This window comes from Vibrio splendidus 12E03 (assembly GCF_000272105.2).
Lineage (GTDB): Bacteria > Pseudomonadota > Gammaproteobacteria > Enterobacterales > Vibrionaceae > Vibrio > Vibrio splendidus_I.
The window spans coordinates 21,728-39,672 of record NZ_AJZD02000313.1 but is presented as its reverse complement, the minus strand read 5'-3'; the positions used below and the strand labels follow the sequence as shown (position 1 = coordinate 39,672).

General features: G+C 44.9%; 17 protein-coding genes. 13 read left to right on the top strand and 4 right to left on the bottom strand.

The window, feature by feature from the left end; translation table 11 throughout:
- Positions 1-15 precede the first annotated feature (15 nt).
- The 7 genes from A142_RS19980 (at position 16) to A142_RS19950 (ending at position 6,231) form a co-directional block, all read left to right on the top strand.
- Positions 16-201, top strand: a complete 186-nt coding sequence (locus tag A142_RS19980; protein WP_004734731.1) for a hypothetical protein — start codon at positions 16-18, stop codon at positions 199-201.
- 205 nt (positions 202-406) lie between these two features.
- Positions 407-1,780 (top strand): YcjX family protein, encoded by a 1,374-nt coding sequence (locus A142_RS19975; protein WP_019822556.1) that lies wholly within the window; start codon positions 407-409, stop codon positions 1,778-1,780.
- 14 nt (positions 1,781-1,794) lie between these two features.
- A complete protein-coding gene (locus tag A142_RS19970; protein ID WP_019822555.1) occupies positions 1,795-2,847 on the top strand; it encodes a YcjF family protein in 1,053 nt (350 codons plus the stop codon).
- A gap of 123 nt (positions 2,848-2,970) precedes the next feature.
- The gene (gene tyrR / locus A142_RS19965) at positions 2,971-4,515 is read left to right on the top strand and encodes a transcriptional regulator TyrR (RefSeq protein WP_019822554.1); all 1,545 of its coding nucleotides are present in this window, start codon (positions 2,971-2,973) and stop codon (positions 4,513-4,515) included.
- Positions 4,516-4,533: 18 nt separating this feature from the next.
- Positions 4,534-5,121 (top strand): ribosomal protein S5-alanine N-acetyltransferase, encoded by a 588-nt coding sequence (gene rimJ, locus A142_RS19960; RefSeq protein WP_019822553.1) that lies wholly within the window; start codon positions 4,534-4,536, stop codon positions 5,119-5,121.
- A gap of 152 nt (positions 5,122-5,273) precedes the next feature.
- Complete coding sequence (locus tag A142_RS19955) at positions 5,274-5,747, top strand: DUF2947 domain-containing protein (protein ID WP_029405471.1); 474 nt, start codon at positions 5,274-5,276, stop codon at positions 5,745-5,747.
- Between the two features lie 268 nt (positions 5,748-6,015).
- The gene (locus A142_RS19950) at positions 6,016-6,231 is read left to right on the top strand and encodes a hypothetical protein (protein ID WP_012604204.1); all 216 of its coding nucleotides are present in this window, start codon (positions 6,016-6,018) and stop codon (positions 6,229-6,231) included.
- Between the two features lie 171 nt (positions 6,232-6,402).
- On the opposite strand, the gene A142_RS19945 is transcribed toward A142_RS19950, so the two are convergent.
- The 3 genes from A142_RS19945 to A142_RS19935 all read right to left on the bottom strand — a co-directional run bounded on the left by A142_RS19945 (position 6,403) and on the right by A142_RS19935 (position 11,972).
- Positions 6,403-9,243 (bottom strand): Hsp70 family protein, encoded by a 2,841-nt coding sequence (locus A142_RS19945; protein ID WP_029405470.1) that lies wholly within the window; start codon positions 9,241-9,243, stop codon positions 6,403-6,405.
- A gap of 153 nt (positions 9,244-9,396) precedes the next feature.
- A complete protein-coding gene (locus A142_RS19940) occupies positions 9,397-11,340 on the bottom strand; it encodes an Hsp70 family protein (protein ID WP_019822549.1) in 1,944 nt (647 codons plus the stop codon).
- A complete protein-coding gene (locus tag A142_RS19935; protein WP_019822547.1) occupies positions 11,340-11,972 on the bottom strand; it encodes a DUF2760 domain-containing protein in 633 nt (210 codons plus the stop codon). Before A142_RS19935 ends, A142_RS19940 begins: the two co-directional genes overlap by 1 nt.
- Before the next feature lie 350 nt (positions 11,973-12,322).
- On the opposite strand from A142_RS19935, the gene A142_RS19930 reads away from it, so the two are divergent.
- The 6 genes from A142_RS19930 to A142_RS19905 all read left to right on the top strand — a co-directional run bounded on the left by A142_RS19930 (position 12,323) and on the right by A142_RS19905 (position 17,447).
- A complete protein-coding gene (locus A142_RS19930) occupies positions 12,323-13,861 on the top strand; it encodes a sensor domain-containing diguanylate cyclase (protein WP_019822545.1) in 1,539 nt (512 codons plus the stop codon).
- An 87-nt stretch (positions 13,862-13,948) separates the two neighbouring features.
- Positions 13,949-14,479 (top strand): 3'-5' exonuclease, encoded by a 531-nt coding sequence (locus A142_RS19925; protein WP_019822543.1) that lies wholly within the window; start codon positions 13,949-13,951, stop codon positions 14,477-14,479.
- Positions 14,480-14,784: 305 nt separating this feature from the next.
- Positions 14,785-15,141: an antibiotic biosynthesis monooxygenase family protein gene (locus A142_RS19920; RefSeq protein WP_019822541.1), complete on the top strand. Its 357-nt coding sequence runs from the start codon at positions 14,785-14,787 to the stop codon at positions 15,139-15,141.
- Between the two features lie 15 nt (positions 15,142-15,156).
- On the top strand, positions 15,157-15,852 hold the full coding sequence (locus A142_RS19915) for a hypothetical protein (RefSeq protein WP_019822538.1): 696 nt from the start codon (positions 15,157-15,159) through the stop codon (positions 15,850-15,852).
- A 447-nt stretch (positions 15,853-16,299) separates the two neighbouring features.
- Entirely contained in the window at positions 16,300-17,004 is a 705-nt protein-coding gene (locus A142_RS19910; protein ID WP_029405469.1) for a winged helix-turn-helix domain-containing protein, read from the top strand.
- A gap of 5 nt (positions 17,005-17,009) precedes the next feature.
- Positions 17,010-17,447, top strand: coding sequence for a hypothetical protein (locus A142_RS19905; protein ID WP_019822532.1), 438 nt, complete (start codon positions 17,010-17,012; stop codon positions 17,445-17,447).
- Positions 17,448-17,480: 33 nt separating this feature from the next.
- On the opposite strand, the gene A142_RS19900 is transcribed toward A142_RS19905, so the two are convergent.
- A complete protein-coding gene (locus A142_RS19900) occupies positions 17,481-17,930 on the bottom strand; it encodes a TerB family tellurite resistance protein (protein WP_019822528.1) in 450 nt (149 codons plus the stop codon).
- Between the last annotated feature and the right edge of the window lie 15 nt (positions 17,931-17,945).

The following is a 17,945-nucleotide window of genomic DNA, read 5'->3' as shown; positions in this document are numbered from 1 at the left end:
ACATAGGAGAGAGGAATGCCTCGTTTTATTCAGATCCTACAGATTATCTTAGCAGTGGTGATTGGTGCTTTTGTTGGCTACGACCTGATCTTGAAAGGGATCAGTATCTTTGATAATAAATACGTGACGATTACATGTGCGCTTTGGCTAATTGCAGAGATTGCGCTGTTTGTTATCTACAAGTTGATTGAAGACGATTAAACGTCGGATATCGTGCAAAAATTCTAAAGCCCCTGATTATGAATGTAGTCAGGGGCTTTTATTCATCTAGCATTAAGAATGTGTATTGCATACTCATCAACATCAAGATAAGCAAATGCATACAAACTATCCCAACTGGGAAAGAACATAGGCTTGCCTCTCTATTATCATAACCAGCTAGCCTAACTATCACGGAGTCGTTCAAATGAAACACCTAACTCAAGAAATGAGTGACTTTATAAGCAGAGGAACGGATTCTCATATTCGAGTAGCGGTCACGGGGCTCTCTCGTGCGGGTAAGACAGCATTCATTACTTCGCTGGTTAATCAGCTTCTTCATACGTCTACCCACAAAAACTTGCCACTGCTTGCATCAGCGAGAGATGGAAGAATTATTGGCGCAAAGCGCATCCCGCAACACAACATGATGATCCCACGCTTCTCTTATGATGAAGCGATGGAGTCGTTGAATGCACAGCCACCAGAATGGCCGGTGCCAACGCGTGATGTCAGTGAGATTCGTCTAGCAATCAAATATAAGCCTGCGAAGGGCGCAAAGAAGCTACTGAGTAAAAACAGCACCCTTTATCTCGATATTGTCGATTATCCAGGTGAATGGCTGCTTGATTTGCCGTTACTGGATATGGACTTCGATACCTGGAGCCAATCTCAGTTTGCCGCATTGAAAGGCGACAGAGAAACTTACTCGCAACAGTGGAACGCCATGCGTGGTGATATCGATTTGCTAGCAGAAGCGGACGAAAAGAAACTGGTCGCGATTGCCGATAGATACACCCAGTACCTTCATACTTGTAAAAGTAACGGGTTGCATTGGGTACAGCCGGGTCGATTCGTATTACCTGGTGAGCTTGAAGGCGCGCCTGTACTACAATTCTTCCCGTGTAACGCACCTGAGGGTAAGTTCTCAAAAACAAGTAACTATGCGGTACTGAAAGCGCGTTACGAAGAGTACCAGCAGAAGGTCGTGAAAGCGTTCTACAAGAATCACTTTGCTACGTTCGACAGACAAATCGTGCTGGTGGATTGCTTACAGCCGCTCAATGCGGGCTATGACTCTTTCATGGATATGCGTGGCGCATTAGAGCAGCTACTAAAAAGCTTTAAGTATGGTCGAAGCAATATATTAAGACGCTTATTCGCGCCGAAGATCGACAAGATATTATTCGCCGCAACCAAGGCCGATCACGTGACACCGGATCAACACCCGAACTTGGTATCGCTGTTACAACAGATGGTGCATCCGGCTTGGCAACAGGCGGCGTTTGAACACATCGACATGAGTTGCATGAGCATCGCGTCTATTCAAGCGACCAGCGCGGGCTATATCTCGTCGGGCTCAGACAATGTTCCGGCGTTGCAAGGTGTGACTTTAGATAATGTCCCTCAAACCATGTATCCGGGAGAGGTGCCGCGTAAGTTGCCCAATAAACAGTATTGGGAAACCAACCAGTTTGATTTCACGAGCTTTAGGCCGATGGAGCAACATTCCGATGAGCCTTGCCAACATCTAAGAGTCGACAAGGTTTTAGAGTATCTCATTGGCGACAAGTTGAAGTAATTGAGGCAATCAAAATGAGTGAATTAAAAACAAAGCAGGTCTTTAATGAACCGTTGAAGACCTCTTTTGATGAGCAAGACAAGAGCGAAGTTGGCCCGGATTTAGGCGCTCAACAACTGTTCACAGAGCAAGAGAAATTTGTTCCTGTCGCACCACAAGTGGAAACCGAGCTTGATGGTGACGCTGAGCACCAACTGGAACAAGTGATTCGACCGAGTAAAAAGAAGAAGTGGTTTGGAACGGGCTTGTTAGTCGCTTTCTCCGGTTTAGTCGGTTGGCAGGCAATTGACTCTGTCATTACAGCGATTCAAACAGCAGACTGGCTCGCGTTAGGTTGGGCAGGCTTTACTGCTGCAATCGCTTCATTAGGCTTGGGCGCAATAGGCAAAGAGCTGTGGAAGCTACGCTCATTGAAAGATCATTTCAGCGTTCAAGAGCAGAGTGAAGAGCTGTTACAGAGCCAAAGCGTTGGTAAAGGCAAAGCGTTCTGTGAACACATTGCGAAGCAGGGCGGTATTGTCGCTGAATCACCCGCTTATGATAAATGGCGAAACAGTATTAATCCGGCGCACAGCGATGCTGAAGTGTTGGATATGTATGATGCACTCGTTGTTGCCCAACAAGATAAAGTGGCGACTAAAATCGTCACTAAGTTCTCGACCGAATCGGCCGCTTTGGTTGCTGTGAGCCCATTAGCGGCTGCCGATATGTTGCTGGTGGCGTGGCGCAATTTCACCATGATCGACAAGCTTGCTGATGTGTATGGCATTGAGCTTGGTTACTGGTCGCGTATTAAGTTGTTCAAATTGGTGTTAATCAACATGGCTGCTGCAGGAGCCAGTGAACTCGCGATAGACGCAAGTATGGATCTCGTCTCGATGGATCTTGCAGGCAAGGTTTCAGCTCGAGCAGGGCAGGGGCTCGGTGTCGGTATTCTCACTGCGAGACTGGGTTTAAAAGCCATGACATTGCTGCGTCCGATGCCTTGGCATAACGAACGAAAAGTAAAACTGGCAGACCTCCGCAAAGCCGTCCTTTCTGAAATAAAGCGTATCACTCTCAAATAAAGCATTTGAAGCTCAATAGTTTGAGAAGAAGAGTAAACATATGTTTACTCTTCTTCTTGACTGAACTCAGAGCTTAATCCACACTACTGTCAACTTATCCTGACACCTATAATAGGACTATTTGTGCGTCTTGAAGTATTGTGTGAAGACAGACTCGGCTTAACGCGTGAGTTGCTCGATATCTTGGCCTCAAAAAGCATTGATTTAAGAGGAATCGAAATTGATGTTAAAGGCATTATTTACCTAAACTGCCCTGATATCGATTTTGATGCTTTTAGTGAACTTATGGCTGAAATTCGCCGAATTTCAGGTGTGAAGGATGTACGTAAAATCCAATTTATGCCAAGCGAAAGGCATAACACAGAGCTGATTGCTCTGCTGGCAAACCTACCTGATCCTGTGATTGCGATTGACCTTAAAGGCTCAGTCGATATGGCTAACCACGCTGCATTGAACCTCTTCAACAAACAAGAAGATGAAGTCATCGGTGAACCGCTAGCGACGTTTGTTCCTAGCTTTAACTTTGCTCGCTGGATCGAAGGCGATGTAACGCGTCATCGTGAAGTTGTCGTGTTGGATGGTTTAGATTTCTCTATTGAGATCCTGCCGATTTACCTTGGTGGTGATGTCAACGAAGCGGTACTGGCAAGCGCAGTAATGACGATTCGCTCTTGTAATCAAGAGATGAACTCGCCAGATTCAATCCCAGAACAGAACAACCTAGGTTTCGAACACTTTGTTGGTGTCTCTAATCGCCATAAAGCCTTGATCAGCCAAGCTAAGAAATTGGCTATGCTGGATCAGCCTCTATTAATTGAAGGCGATACGGGTACAGGTAAAGAGATGTTGGCGAAAGCGTGTCATAACCGTTCAAATCGATCGTCTTTCCCATTCTTGATTCTAAGCTGTGCATCGATGCCTGATGACGTAGCGGAAACGGAATTGTTTGGTCATGCGCCGGGTTCATTCAACCATGAGCAAGGTCATAAAGGTATTTTCGAACAAGCGAATGGCGGTACCGTATTTTTAGATGAAATTGGCGAGATGAGCCCACATCTACAAATCAAACTGCTGCGTTTCCTACAAGATGGTTCATTCCGTCGTGTTGGTGAAGAAGAAGAGATGCACGCGGATGTTCGTATTATCGCATCAACGCGCCATCGTCTTTCTGAATTAGCCGACTCAGGTTCGTTCCGTGAAGATCTGTTCTACCGCTTGAACGTGCTGACTTTATCGATTCCTGCTTTGCGTGAACGTTCAAACGATGTTGCCCCATTACTGGAGCTATTCGTTGCAAAGTACGCACAGCAATTAGGCATGTTGAAACCAAAGCTGACTCAAGAACTAATCGACCAATTAGGTAATTACCAATGGCCGGGCAACATCCGTCAGTTAGACAATATGGTTTTACGTGCACTAACAGAGTTGGATTCAGATACGTTAACGGTTGAGCAATTCCACCTGCCACAGCTTGAAACCATGACGGCTGGAATGGCGAACTTGAGCTTAGACGGCTCGCTTGACGAGATCATGAAAGACTATGAATCTCAGATTCTAGAGAAGCTCTACCAGTCTTTCCCATCAAGCCGTAAGCTTGCAAAACGTTTGAATGTATCTCACACCTCAATTGCGAATAAGCTTCGTGATTACGGTATTAGAAAGAACTGATCGAATAAGAACAAGATTATGGAAGATTTGAGTACACCGGAGCGCATTTATAAGCGGGACGGTAACCTGATTCTGAGAACGGCTGAAATCGACGACGCAGCGATGCTCAGTGAGTACTTTCAGGTTAACAGAGAGTACCTGAAACCTTGGGAACCGATTCGAGAAGACGCGTTCTTTGATAGAGCGAGTTGGGCGCAGCGACTGATCAAGTTAAACGAGCTTCATAAAATGGGACTAGGCTATTACTGTTTACTGATTAATGCTGACTCTAATGAAATGTTAGGCACAATATCGTTCAGTAATTTGTCTCGTTTCCCGTTCTACGCCTGTAATGTCGGTTACTCATTGGCGCAAAGTGCACAGGGCCACGGCTACATGCGCAGAGGTTTGAGCATGGCCAAAGACTACATGTTTGATGTGCAGAACATGCACCGCTTAATGGCGGGCTACATGCCTCACAACGAACGCAGTGCGGGTGTATTAGAACATCTTGGTTTTGTCCGAGAAGGTTTTGCTAAAGACTACCTACAGATTAACGGTAAATGGGAAGACCATATACTGACGGCATTAGTTAACCCGAATTGGGAAGATAGGCGAGCTGTATAGAGACCAATAGTCATTAGGCGTAAGTATCAATTAAGCGTAAATACAGAGTTAGAGGCAGTGACGACATAGATAAAATGAAACCGTCACTGCATCAAAAAGAACAGATAGGCATGGTAAATCCATCAGCCTGAGAAGATATTTGAGGAATTTTGATGTCATACACAACTTTGGACGAATACCAAAGAAAATGGATTTTCACACACCAGTCAATGCCGCTGCCGGCAGAGGACTTGGAAAAGATTAAGCCAATGACACAGGCGAGAGCATCACAGTTCTGGAAAGAGAACGTTAGCCCTCAAAGCCCAGATTCAGAACGACTGAGCTCGCAAGACTGGCCAAGCAAAGCATCGAACTGGAATGAAGAGATAAACTGGATGGCGCATTGGGAAGCGGATGAGCCAGAAATGCCAGAAGAGATTCTTAACTTTATTGATTGGCAAGATGACGTAACTGTTTATTTTTGTTACGAAAAGTACAATGTTCTTGAAACCAAATGGGCGATTTTCAAGAAGCATTGGAAGAACTTCTTGTTCTACGATGATGGCCCGATTCTAATCGGTCGTCGTCGTTCAGAAGCCCTTTGGTTTGCTACCAATGGCAAGGTGAAAATCGGTAACCGTGCTTAACCTCGGTGTGATTTAATCGAGTAGGTGTTGGTGATTCGAGCAACTGATAGACAAACAAAAAGCGAGCATTGAGCTCGCTTTTTTTGTGCCTGATGATCTTCGAAGATCATGGAGAAGTGCCCACTATTTGAGTGCTGACAAAGGTGACCATTTTCACTCGTTCAAAGTAGGTAAATTACGAAATTGAGATCGCTATCTCATTGGGTTAGTTGAAGTTTTTTGGGGTTGGGCTATCTTTATATTACTGCCTTAGTGGAGGTGAAGTATTATGATTTGGGATACTCTCGAACGTGTAAATAAACTTCGCAAGGAAGCAATGGAGGATCCAGAGTTTTTGGATTCAGCAAAAATGCATGAGGAATGGCTTTTAAGCGAAACTCATAATCAATCAAACAAAGGAGCAAAAGAGAAGAAACCGAAAAAACTATCTGACATTTATGAAAATACGGATTTTCCTATCAACCCAACTGGAACCAAACATTAACAATGATGAACTGCAACACGGCTAAGGCTCTTAACCAAAAAGCTACAAGTCGACTAAACATACCAGCCTTAAGCCACCAATAAAAAAGCCACTTTCAACGAATCGAAAGTGGCTTTTTCTTTTCTTGTTAGCTTCTTTACCGTTAACAACGAAAGCTAATCGTTTTTAGACCTAGTTATTGATTAGGCTTAAGCCGCTTGGTAATGCATCACCAAACACACGCTTAGATTCACTTTCAGAAAGCTCAGTCACTTCACTGACCAGCGTTAACCAAGATTCTGGCACCTTACTTTGTTTCAGCTTCTCAATCACTTGATTGCGATAGTCGTCAGAGATATCAAATTGACGATCACCAGTTTTACGACAAATCATCACCGCTGCAAAGGCGATCATCTGCTCTTTATGCCAGTTCTGCTCAAGCAGCTTCGGTAACCACTGTTCAGCTTGTTCTCTTGGAATCACGCTGTGTTGGCTGCCATACAAAGGCATTCTTGAAGCCAATCGACCTAGAGCCCACCAGTGTGCTTGCTCAAACTGATTATGATTAATCGCCTTGCTTAAGAACCAACTTGCCAGCAGCACTTTGTCTTCAACCTCAAGTTGCTCAAGTGACGCCGCTAAACGAACCATGGCTTCATAACCATTGTCTTGCGCATCTTTGGCTGTCTTCGGGTTCTTCATTGCACCTGGGTGAAGGTACTTAGCGATGTCCGCCAAGATACTTTCTTGCTGCTCTTGGTTAAGCCCCCCAGCGACACGACGCCAGAATACCCACCAGTCTGTCCAGCCTTGGTGGTTCTTGAACTGAATATTCTGTTGGTAAAGGCCCCAAATTTGTTCGATACGCCATGAGTCAGTCGGATCGCCAAAGCCAGGGCGTAGTGAGTAACCCGCTAAACGTAGCCAGTTCTTCTCGTGTGCTTCTGAGCGGCGACGACGTTTACGACCTAATGAAAAGGTATCAAAGAGATGACGAAGGGTCGTGAAGTCCCATTCATCGCGTTTACCTAATCGCTTCTCAAGATCTTTCGATAGCGTTTTGATCTCTTTCGATTCAGCACTCTTTTTGTTGCCGCTGTACAGGCGAGAAATTAATTCCTTACACTCATCCAATCTTGGGTGAAGAGCTGAGATATCAGATTCGTCGCCTTGCTTGTTTCTTACTTCAAACTCAAGCAACCAACGCTTAGAGTCATCTTCTGTGCTCACACACTCCATTTTCAGTGTGCCGACTTCGGTTAACTGACAAGCGAGCAGGACTTCAACACGCTCTTTTTGGTTGGCTTGAAGTTCTGCAGTACCTGAGCCTTCCAACGTAGAAATATACGGTGGGAGAGGGGAGAACAAGTCGGCATCCACATTGACCATCACACCGTTTTGAATGGAGGTGTCGTGAGCAATTTGATCGTGTGTTGAAGTCAGTAGATTAAATCGTACTGGCTCACCTAAAGTCAGCGAGAAACGACGGCTGTTTAAGCGTATCTCTTGTCCTTCCTCAGTCCCCTTGGCAAGCAGACAAAGTGCTTTGCCCATCTTGTTCTTCTCTTGTAGATGCAAGAAGTAAGAACGAGCGGCACCGCCACCGATTTTCAGCTGTGCACCACGGCGAGCTTTACCAAAGGCAACCGCGCCAAGGGCAACAGACCAATCTGGATGAGGGTTATCAAGCACTGTGATCGGAGAACCGTTCCAGTTGCCAAGTAGCTGTGTGATTCGTTCAGTGACCAATTCACTGTTAAACACACCACCATTGAGCAGCACGCCAACTGGAATTGCAGGTTTGGTGTTATCGAACTCAATAGAGTCTGAGTTTTCTAATGCGGCTTTAGACACTTGTTGGTGTGTTGTTAGGAATTCTGCGACGTGCTTACTCACCGCAGGATCAGCGACGTAAGGCAGACCAAACTCAACCACAGCACTGCGGCGCTTGTCGGGTGTTTCAGTAAACTCAGAAAGCGGGAAGAAACCTTCCAATGCGATTTGATGAACTTCTTGTTTGGTTAAGCCAATACTCTTAGTACCGCCTAGTAGCTTCGAGCCGCTACCTAGCATGGTGATCTTCACATCATCGGGTGCATTGGCAGAAAGTAGGCTCTCTTTTGCGGCGCGAGTCTGCTGAATCAGTTTGGTCAGGCTAGAAGCATTCAGCTTTTTGTTTTGATTGAAGCGTTGCTCTGCAAGGTGAGCAAGCGCTAAATCGAGGTTATCACCACCGAGCATCAAGTGTTCACCAACGCCAATACGGTCGAGTGCGAGTTCGTTATTGCCGTCGTTGTTCGCATCGAATTTGGCTTCAATTAAGCTCAAGTCGGTGGTACCACCACCAACATCACACACTAGAATAAGCGGGATCTTTTGGAGTTCTTCCGCAGCCGTTTGCTGGTGGCGTGCATACCAGTCGTAACAAACTGCTTGTGGCTCTTCGAGTAAGAGGATCTTGCCTAAACCGGCTAGCTCTGCGGCTTCGAGTGTCAGCTTACGTGCTGTTTCATCGAATGAAGCCGGAACCGTCACTACAACATCTTGGTCTTCAAGTTTGTTGCTTGGGTTGCGGTAGTTCCATGCTTGGCGAATGTGATTCAGGTAGCTTGCACTCGCCACAACTGGCGATACTTTGTCGACATCAGCTGCGCCTGCCCAAGGGAGAATGTCTGAGTTACGGTCAACCGCTTGGTGTGATAACCAGCTTTTAGCACTCGACACTTGGCGACCTTCAACCTTAGCGCCCAATTCACGCGCCCATTCACCGACGATAACGTTCTTAATATCGCCTTCAACGGGGCTTGGTTCCCATGGCATTGTCAGGTCAGAAGGGAAGATTTGACCTTGTGCTGGGTGGTAACGAAATGATGGAAGTAGGGGCTTGCGAACCACTTCACCGGGGCCGATGAGTTGGTCAATATCGAAAAGAGAAACGGGAGCATGTTGTAGGTCGTCGTTGATTTCACAGTAAGCGACAACCGTATTGGTTGTACCTAAGTCAATGCCGACTAAAAAACGAGGAGTTGCCATACAAAACCTTATTCTTCCAGAGTGATGACCAGTATGTTGATAGCTTTGGTCTTATTGTTGTTATTTGTAATCGTCATTCCTGAGAAACAGGTAGGAATGGGTTAGGAACGGTATTGATAAAATAACGGCACCCGCTAAGGTGCCGTTGATTCATTATGCTTCGTTGCTTGAGTCGTTGTTCGAATCTTCACGAACGTCGAACTCAACGTGCCATTTCTGGCCGTTGTCAGTGGCAATCGCTTCTAGGTATAGAGTACCAAGCTCAGTAACGCGAGAAGCCAAAGTCACCGGAACCACTTCACCTTCGCGACGGCCTTCAGAAACCGGCAGTGTCACTTGGATTTCAGGAAGCTCATCGAGCTCTTCTGGCGCCCAGTGATCAAGATGAGTACCAGCTTGATCTTCACGGCGAGTTGTTGAGCCGAAGAACTGGAAGTGAACTGGCTGACCAATCACTAGACCAAATTCTTGGCTAGGCACTTGAACGCTTGAGCCCTCTTCCATACCAAACGGTGCAACACACAGAGCTTCCATAGGAGGAGCCATTCCTGGGATTGCAGGCATCGCGCTTTCAATACCTACATAGTAAGCAGAAGCGATACCACCGCGGATACGAACGCCTTGACCACGACGTACCGCGCCGTAGTAAGAAGCACCACTTGCAACCGCAAGGTCTAGGTCTAGGCCTGAAAGTTGTTTAGCGAACTCTTCGTCAGCATTGATCAGCCATTCGTTGATCGTGTCTGAAAGACGAGCAGCAAGTAGATTAGATTTTAGAACACCACCATTGAACAGGATTGCTGTTGGCTTGATGAAGTCTGCCGCTGGCGCTTCTGACCTTTGCGCTTCTGTACCGGGCATACCGGGCATGTTTGCAAACGGATTGAAATCTTGTTGAGCCGTTTCACCATTTCCAGAAAGCGCGTTCGCTTGCTTAGAAAGGAATGCGGCAATGTGACGAGTAATACCTGCGTCTTGAGCGTAAGGCAGACCCATTTGAGTCAGTGCACCACGCGTTTTTTGTACCGGGTGATCAGTCACAGCAACTTTAGGGAAGAAGCCATCAACCAATGTTTGTTGTACTTCTTGCTGAGTCAGTTCTGTTTTTAGCGTCGCGCCAAGTAGCTTAGAGCCACGGCTAGGAACCACGATTGGCACAGCTTGAAGCTCTGCGTCGTTCAGTAGCGCTTCTTTTGCGTCACGACATGCGTGAGTCATCGCTTGAACTTGCCAAGGTGCCAGCTCTTTGCCTTCTTGTGCTAGCTTCATCTTCAAGCGGTAAGCCAGAGCCAAGTCCATGTTGTCGCCGCCAAGTAGGATGTGTTCACCTACAGCGATACGGTTCAGGCTCAGGTTGCCATCGTCTTGAGTCACTTCAACTAAAGAAAGGTCGGTAGTACCACCACCGATATCCACAACCAGTACGATGTCGCCAACGTCTACTTCGTCGCGCCACTTGTCGTTGCTGTTATCGATCCAGCTATAAAGCGCTGCTTGAGGCTCTTCTAAAAGCGTTAGATGAGTGAAACCAACATTACGTGCAGCTTCAGCTGTTAAATCACGAGCGGCAGGGTCAAACGAAGCAGGAACCGTGATTGTTACGTCTTGGTCTGCCAGTTTGTGTTCTGGGTTCGCGTGGTTCCAAGCGTCTTTAAGATGCTCAAGATAAAGCTCAGTTGTCTTAAGCGGAGATACTTTTTCTACTTCTTCTGGGCTACCTGCAGGAAGGAAAGCATCACGACGGTTTACACCACCGTGGCACAACCAAGATTTCGCACTAGCGACCAAACGGATAGGGGTTTTAGAACCAAGGTTACGAGCAATCGCACCAACCAGTGCTTTTGGCTCAGAAGACCAAGGTAGAACACGTGATGCTTCGTTCATTTCGTGCTCGTGCGGTTGGTATAGGAACGAGCCAAGTTGGCTGCGAGTTTCTACTGTACCAGGAGCAGTAAGCTGAGGAATTGGCATTACCTCAACACGTGCATCTTCATTCGTTGTGTCGATGTAAGACAAAACGCAGTGTGTAGTACCTAAATCGATACCAACGCTGAATTTAGGTGCTTGCTGTTCTTGTGAATGTTCTTGGTGTTCCATTATAGCTCTACCTCTGCCGGTGCAATTACAGATGCATCGTAGTTTTCAGCAAGCTTAGGTAGGTTCATGTCAGTTGCTTTCCAGCCTTTGTGAACAAGTGTACCGTTGAATGGTGCGTTACCTGTTACGTTGCCTGTTAAGCGGATTTCTTGAGGGTTGAAACCTTCAGCTACTGTGATGCGAGTCTCTTCATCTTCGCTGCGGATATGAGCAAGCGTTACGTAGTCTGCTAGTACTTTTTGACCGCCCGTGTGAATAACACGTGCAGCTGCGCCAACTTCTTCGTCAGAGAACGAAGTCAGGTCTTCTTTTAGGAAGTCGATTAGTCGCGCTTCTTGTTGCATGATAGACAGTAGCTGCATTGCAGAATCTGTTGGTGCTGTTGCCAGCTTAGATTCAACTTCTACTACTTTTTCGATGACTTTCTCTACTTCAACAACTTTTTCTACTTCGACAATCTTTTCAACTGGCTTTTCAACTTCAACGATCTTTTCTACTGGTTTTTCTACGACTTTCTCAACCACTTTGGTTTTACGAGAAACGGCAATTAGCAGTAGTAAAACGCTTGATGCAGTAAGGCCTGCGTGAAGCATATCAAACGTCTGTGGGATTAGGTTCAAATCAACGATCATAGTGATTTTTCTCTTTAAATTGATTTAACGGTATATTCGTCGGTTTCATGGAATATACAGGTTGGAAAGAAACGCATTGGCACAAAACCAAAATGGTCGCTTTCAAGCTATAAATATGAATGGATACTAGCATATTCAAGGCTTAAGAGTGGTAATTTATGTTTTCAAACAAGTGGTTTTTGAGTGTGTTAGCTTGAAATTTAGTCGAGATTTGGTCGATTGTTAACCTGTGATGTAAGGGCGAAGTAAACTGTGCACGATTTATGTCATTTTTAGGACGAAAACTTAAATGGAGCATCATTCCCTTCCGTTATATACTTTTAGCTCATCGAAGCCTAATTGGAACCTTTATGCCACACACTACCGACCCACTAACAGGGTTGAAGAGACGGACGCTCCCACTGGTCGTATTTTCGGTCAGTTTTTTGATAACAGTGTTGTGCTTTATACTCGTCGCACTTAACCAAAATCGTGCTTTAAACATGAATTTGGACAGTTTTGCTAAACACCAAACACTGAGCTTGGAAGCGTTTATCGACAATGATGTGGCCTACATAGGTTCGGGTGCAAACTTCTTCTATTCGAATGATCCTGAAAATTGGGACAAGTTCGATCGATTCGCACAGCAAACCATTAACGGTTCAAAGAGCTTGATTGGCTTGCAGTGGATGCAGAAAGTTACGGCAGATGAGATTGCCGAACATACCGCGAAAATGGAAGAAAAGTATCCGGCTTACCAGTTGTTCACTATCCCTAAACATGAAGAGAAAACTTATGGCTACATCCTAAATGGAGAGCCAGCTTATATCGCGACTGATATTTACCCAAATACCGAAGCCAATGACAAAGTGATTGGTTTCTACTCTTCTCGTGAACGTTTTAGACTGATCATCGAAAATATTAAACAGACGCGCCAAGCGAATATCTCGGACAAAGTACGCCTTATTCAAGATGGTCTAACTCAAGATACGCCTAAGGCAGGCATGCTGGTTTATCACCCTGTGTTTGAAGGCGAAAGTGATAACCTACTTGGTGTTGTGATTGGCGTGGTTCGCACAACTTACTACTTTGAGAACCTGTTAGCCTCTGCCGTCGGTGATATGGACGTGTACATTCGCGTTACGGATACCGGGTTTGAAGCTGAAGACTCCCCAATTCTATTTGAAACTCAAGGTTATGAGGGAGTAACAGGGCACCATATAACTAAGACAATCGAGTTGACCAACCGAAATTGGAAGATCGATTACAAGATAGATGCCTGCATCTCTTTTTATGGCTACCTAGTACTAACTGGAATTGCCTTAGTCGGAACAACCATCTCATTGTTGTTAGCGTACATCGTGAATATGCAGATCAGAGAAAAAGAGCGCCTGTACCGCATGCTAGACAAAAGAACGGAAGAGCTCCGATTCCTTGCGAACCACGATAGCTTAACTGAAATCTATAACCGACGAGCTTTCAATAAGATGTTTGATAGGGCGGTTAAGCGAAGTGAGTCATTTAGCTTGATTGGGTTTGATGTCGATAAGTTTAAAAGCATCAATGACAAGTTTGGTCACCCTGCTGGTGATGCTTTGCTTGTGCATGTCATCAAGTTGATTTCGGTAAACCTGAAAGAAGGGGATAACCTTTTCCGTTTGGGCGGAGATGAATTCTGTATTATTTCGAGCATCTCAAATCATGAAGCGCTAGACCGCTACTTACAATGCATACTAAATACAGTAAGTCACTCTCATTGTGAGCATAAAGGGCAACAGTTAAGCTGCACATTGAGTATTGGTGCCGCGATTCATACCAGTGAAGACACAGAAGAATTGCTGCAAAAAACAGACAGTATGCTCTATCAAAGTAAGTCGAATGGCCGAAATCGAGTGACAATTGCAGGCTAAATGAGCACTTGATACAACTAGGGTCGAGTTCTGTATTGGGCTCATGTACAATTTCACGAAATTTTTGACGAGAGAATTAGGCGACGTATGAATCACAATCGAGTTGTATGTTTCGATTTGGAAATGTGCTGTTGGAGCGAAGACGGTGTGGGAACAACAGGGGAGATCATTGAAGTTGGTCTTGCTGAGATTGATCTAGCATCCGGCACTATCGTGAAGCGAGCGCAATACTACGTTAAGCCAGAGAAAGACGAAGTCTCTCTATTCTGTGCCGAGTTAACGGGCATTACACCTCGCAAAATCGAAAAGCAGGGTCGCCCATTAGAGTCTGTTATCAAGTCGATGATTAAGAACTTCGGTGGTCCCAAAAAAATCTATGCAGCGTGGGGACGTGACGACCTCATCTTACACAAAGAGTGTATTGAAAAAGGCATTGAACCTCCATTTAGCGAGTTCTTGAATATCGCCACGCTTTATCGAGTTCAGAATCGATTGAAAGACAAACGCATTGGTCACCGCGCCGCACAAGAAGCGAAAAACATTGAGTGGGAAGGTCGTCAGCACTCGGGTTATGTCGATGCTTATAACTTGGCTAAGCTAACGCTGGCGATGCTGTAGTCGTTTGCATTAAACGGCGCTTGGCTAAAACTCAAACCAGCAAGACTCTTGTGAGTTATTCAAATTAAGAGCCACCTACTTATTAGGTGGTTTTTTTGTGCCTGTAATTTAAGGAAAACTCCCTTCCAAAGAAAACTCATTTCAGCGAGTGGTTTATCAATAGTGAATGGCTACATCGCTTATTTAACGAGTGAATAATATTGGTTTGAAATTTAGCTTTTTAATTAATATTAAATCGCAGGTTGCAGCCTTGATTGGGTAGGGCTAGATGATAGCGTTAGCTCACCCAAAACAAGGAGAATAGGATGAAGAACATAATTAAGTATGGATTGGCACTGGGGGCGCTAAGCGTAAGTGCGTTGGTTTCGGCACAACCCGTTGTATTGATAAACACTTTTGCAGTCGAGCCAACCCATGAAGCTGCGACATTAACGTATTGGGAAGATGCGAGAGATGTATTGGTGAAGCAACCCGGATATATCTCTACCAAATTGCACCGCTCTTTAAGCTCGGACGCGACATACCGCTTTATCAATGTTGCTGAATGGGAGAGTAAGAAGCAATTCCATGATGCAATACAAGTGATTAGAAAAGAGCTACCACCTTTAAAAATCGAAGGGGTTTCTGCTGACCCTAACTTGTATGAAATTATTCGCGACTAATTAGGAAACTACATAATGAAAACAATTCGAGGAACCTTTTTAGCTATTTTTAGCTTTCTATTTTCAGCGATTCTATTTTCTAGCTATAGCCATGCTGCGGCATACGGCGTGTCAGTGGCTTGGAAAACCGATGACGCTCAAGCGGTATTTGAGGCAATGCCTCATCAGCAAAAAGCCTTTGCTAACTTAGTTGATGCAGGCTTGGTCCACGACATGTTCGTATCAGAAAGCTTTGTCGGAGATAAGAAGTTTCCGATCATCAAGTTTGTGATTGAAGCGGACAGTGAACAGCACGTTCGAGAGTTGATTGGTAACTTACCATTCCAATTTAAAGAGCTTGTCGAGGTGACCGAAATCAGAGACATCGGTAATAAGTGGTTAAACACCGAAGTTGCTTTCAAAAACTACGCAGTCGAACTCGCTTGGACAGAGCCTGAGAATCAATTCATTGTTGATGAAATTATCAGTCAAGATTTACAAATGGTTGTCGATTGGAGCGCTCAAGGCGTGATTACGTCTGCTTACTTAAAACATCAAGAAATAGCCCAAGAGAAGCCAAACCAAAAAGCGATGATCAGACCTATCTACTCAATGGCAATATTGGCTAAAAACGAACAGCAAGCTCGCGAAGTTGCCAGTCAGTTGAATGCAGTAAAGCTAGGCTTTGCTGAGGTCATGGTCAGTGAACTGGGCTTTAAACTAGACCTATAAATAAGTTCTATAGACGATAAGAACTAAAGAAAAATGAAAGCTATCGAAAACGAGAATTATCAAAATCAATCGATGTAGCTTTCTTTCTATAGACCTCATTAGTTGTTCTAATGGCTAGGCTTTGTACTAATGTGAGTGAGTCTGCGTGACTCACTCACCTTATTGTTATTTTATCTTGTTACCTGCTGAGCTTATATTTGGCTTAATTATTGGCTAAACTTATCACTATTCTTTTCTATGTATGGTTTGGCATTAGCTCGACCAAACAAGTACCTTTTTGATGACCTTTTTATTTATGAACACCTCGCCGAAATGAACGCTAGCAGCCCTGAAAAAATCATCTTAGACGCTTCGGGTATCGAGATGATTAACAACACACTCATTGATTCGAACTTGGACAAGCGGGTGACTTTGTCTCCCTCAGAAGCCTTGATTCTTGAGTTCTTAGTGAAGAACAGCCCCAAAGCTGTGGGTCGCGACTTCTTGCTTGAGCATTGTTGGCCGGGCAGGGTGGTGACAGGCAGTTCGCTTAATGTTGCAGTTAAGAACATTCGTACAGCATTAGGTTCACTTAAGTGTGATTGCAAAATCTTAACGGTGCAAAAGGAAGGGTACAGTTTTAGTAGACCTCAACAGCTCGATGGCTATCTATCAACGCCCACCTCGACTATTCAAGTTGAAGTATCTCAATATGAATCGCCTAAAGGTGAAGCGCTTAAAGAAACCTCAGTATCAAAGAGCTCGGGCACTGAACGTGGTGACAATGAACATGAGCCAGCCTTAACGAAGCAACCAGACTCGTATAAACAGCGTCAGGTGCAGCATTTTATCGCGCGTCATCGATCTCGTATCGCAGGAATATTAGTCAGCGGATTTCTTTTAATGCTGTTTTATCAGTTTGCTTTTTTTATGGATAAGACGAGTTATCACGGCATGGATGTTTATCACGACAGTTTGAATTTTGATCAAGAGCTTTTAACTGAGTTGAATACCGTGTCAGAACTCGGTGTTGAATCACTCTACCTGCATCGCATTGGCGTTGGGTGTCAGAACATTCAAGCCGTTGCTTTGATAAACGGGCGCTGGAAAGAGATGAGCCACCAGTTTAAATCGCTCTCTTGTGATGACGACAATGACGATGAGCGAGGATAGACGATATGAATCGTAAGTTTTGGATGCCTATCTTGTTGACGCTTTTTGTGATTCTAAATGTAGGCTTAATTTCTGGGCTCGCAACCAAAAGTACTTATAAATTCACAGCAGAATATCCGATGATAGGCTGGGAGAAAATCTCACTTCGATTGGAAAATGGTCGAGTTAAAATGCAGTACATTGGTTACGACATGGATGGGAATGTCGCTCAAACCAAGCAAATGTTTGGTGTGTTCTTACGCTGGGGGAATCACTATTACCTTTATCAATTGGATCAAGAGCAGGCCCAAGATAAACAGACATTCAATATCAAGCACTTATATATTCAACAAACCCAAGGTAAGCGCAGTGTGTTGGTATCGAATCAGCGCGGCCTTTATGTAACGAAAAAAGGCGCGCCATTAGAACTTAAAGGCATCATGCATGGCGATCGATTACGTTAATACAGAAGCTTAACGTGAATAAAAAACCTTTGGTTAGCTTTTACCGAGGACGTTTAGCTTAGTCTTGATAAAGTCACTGTGGTCGACGTAGAGCAGTTCTGCTGTTTTACGGATCACAGAGTCTTCGATAGGATCAATTTCCCCATCGGCATGCGCCACTTCCCACATCGCTTTGATTAAGTCGATTCGCACTGGCTGAGATAGGTCTCTGAGTTGCGATGTAAAGTCATACAGCGATACTGATTGCTCTACTTTCGGCTCTGCTTGCGCGAGCAGCACCTTTGCTTGTTCTTCGTCTAAATCCAGCAAACGTTGCAGAAGCTGTAGCTTAGCGACTCTTTCTGATTCATTGACCTGATGGTCGGCTCCCGCCACTTCACACAACAAACTCGCGATGGCGATATTAGGTGATGTGCCTTGGTTTTTGCTTAGGTCCTGGCCTTCAATCAATTGTTTAAACATTGATGTGAGAGAATTGAACATAACGAGCTCCAGTTA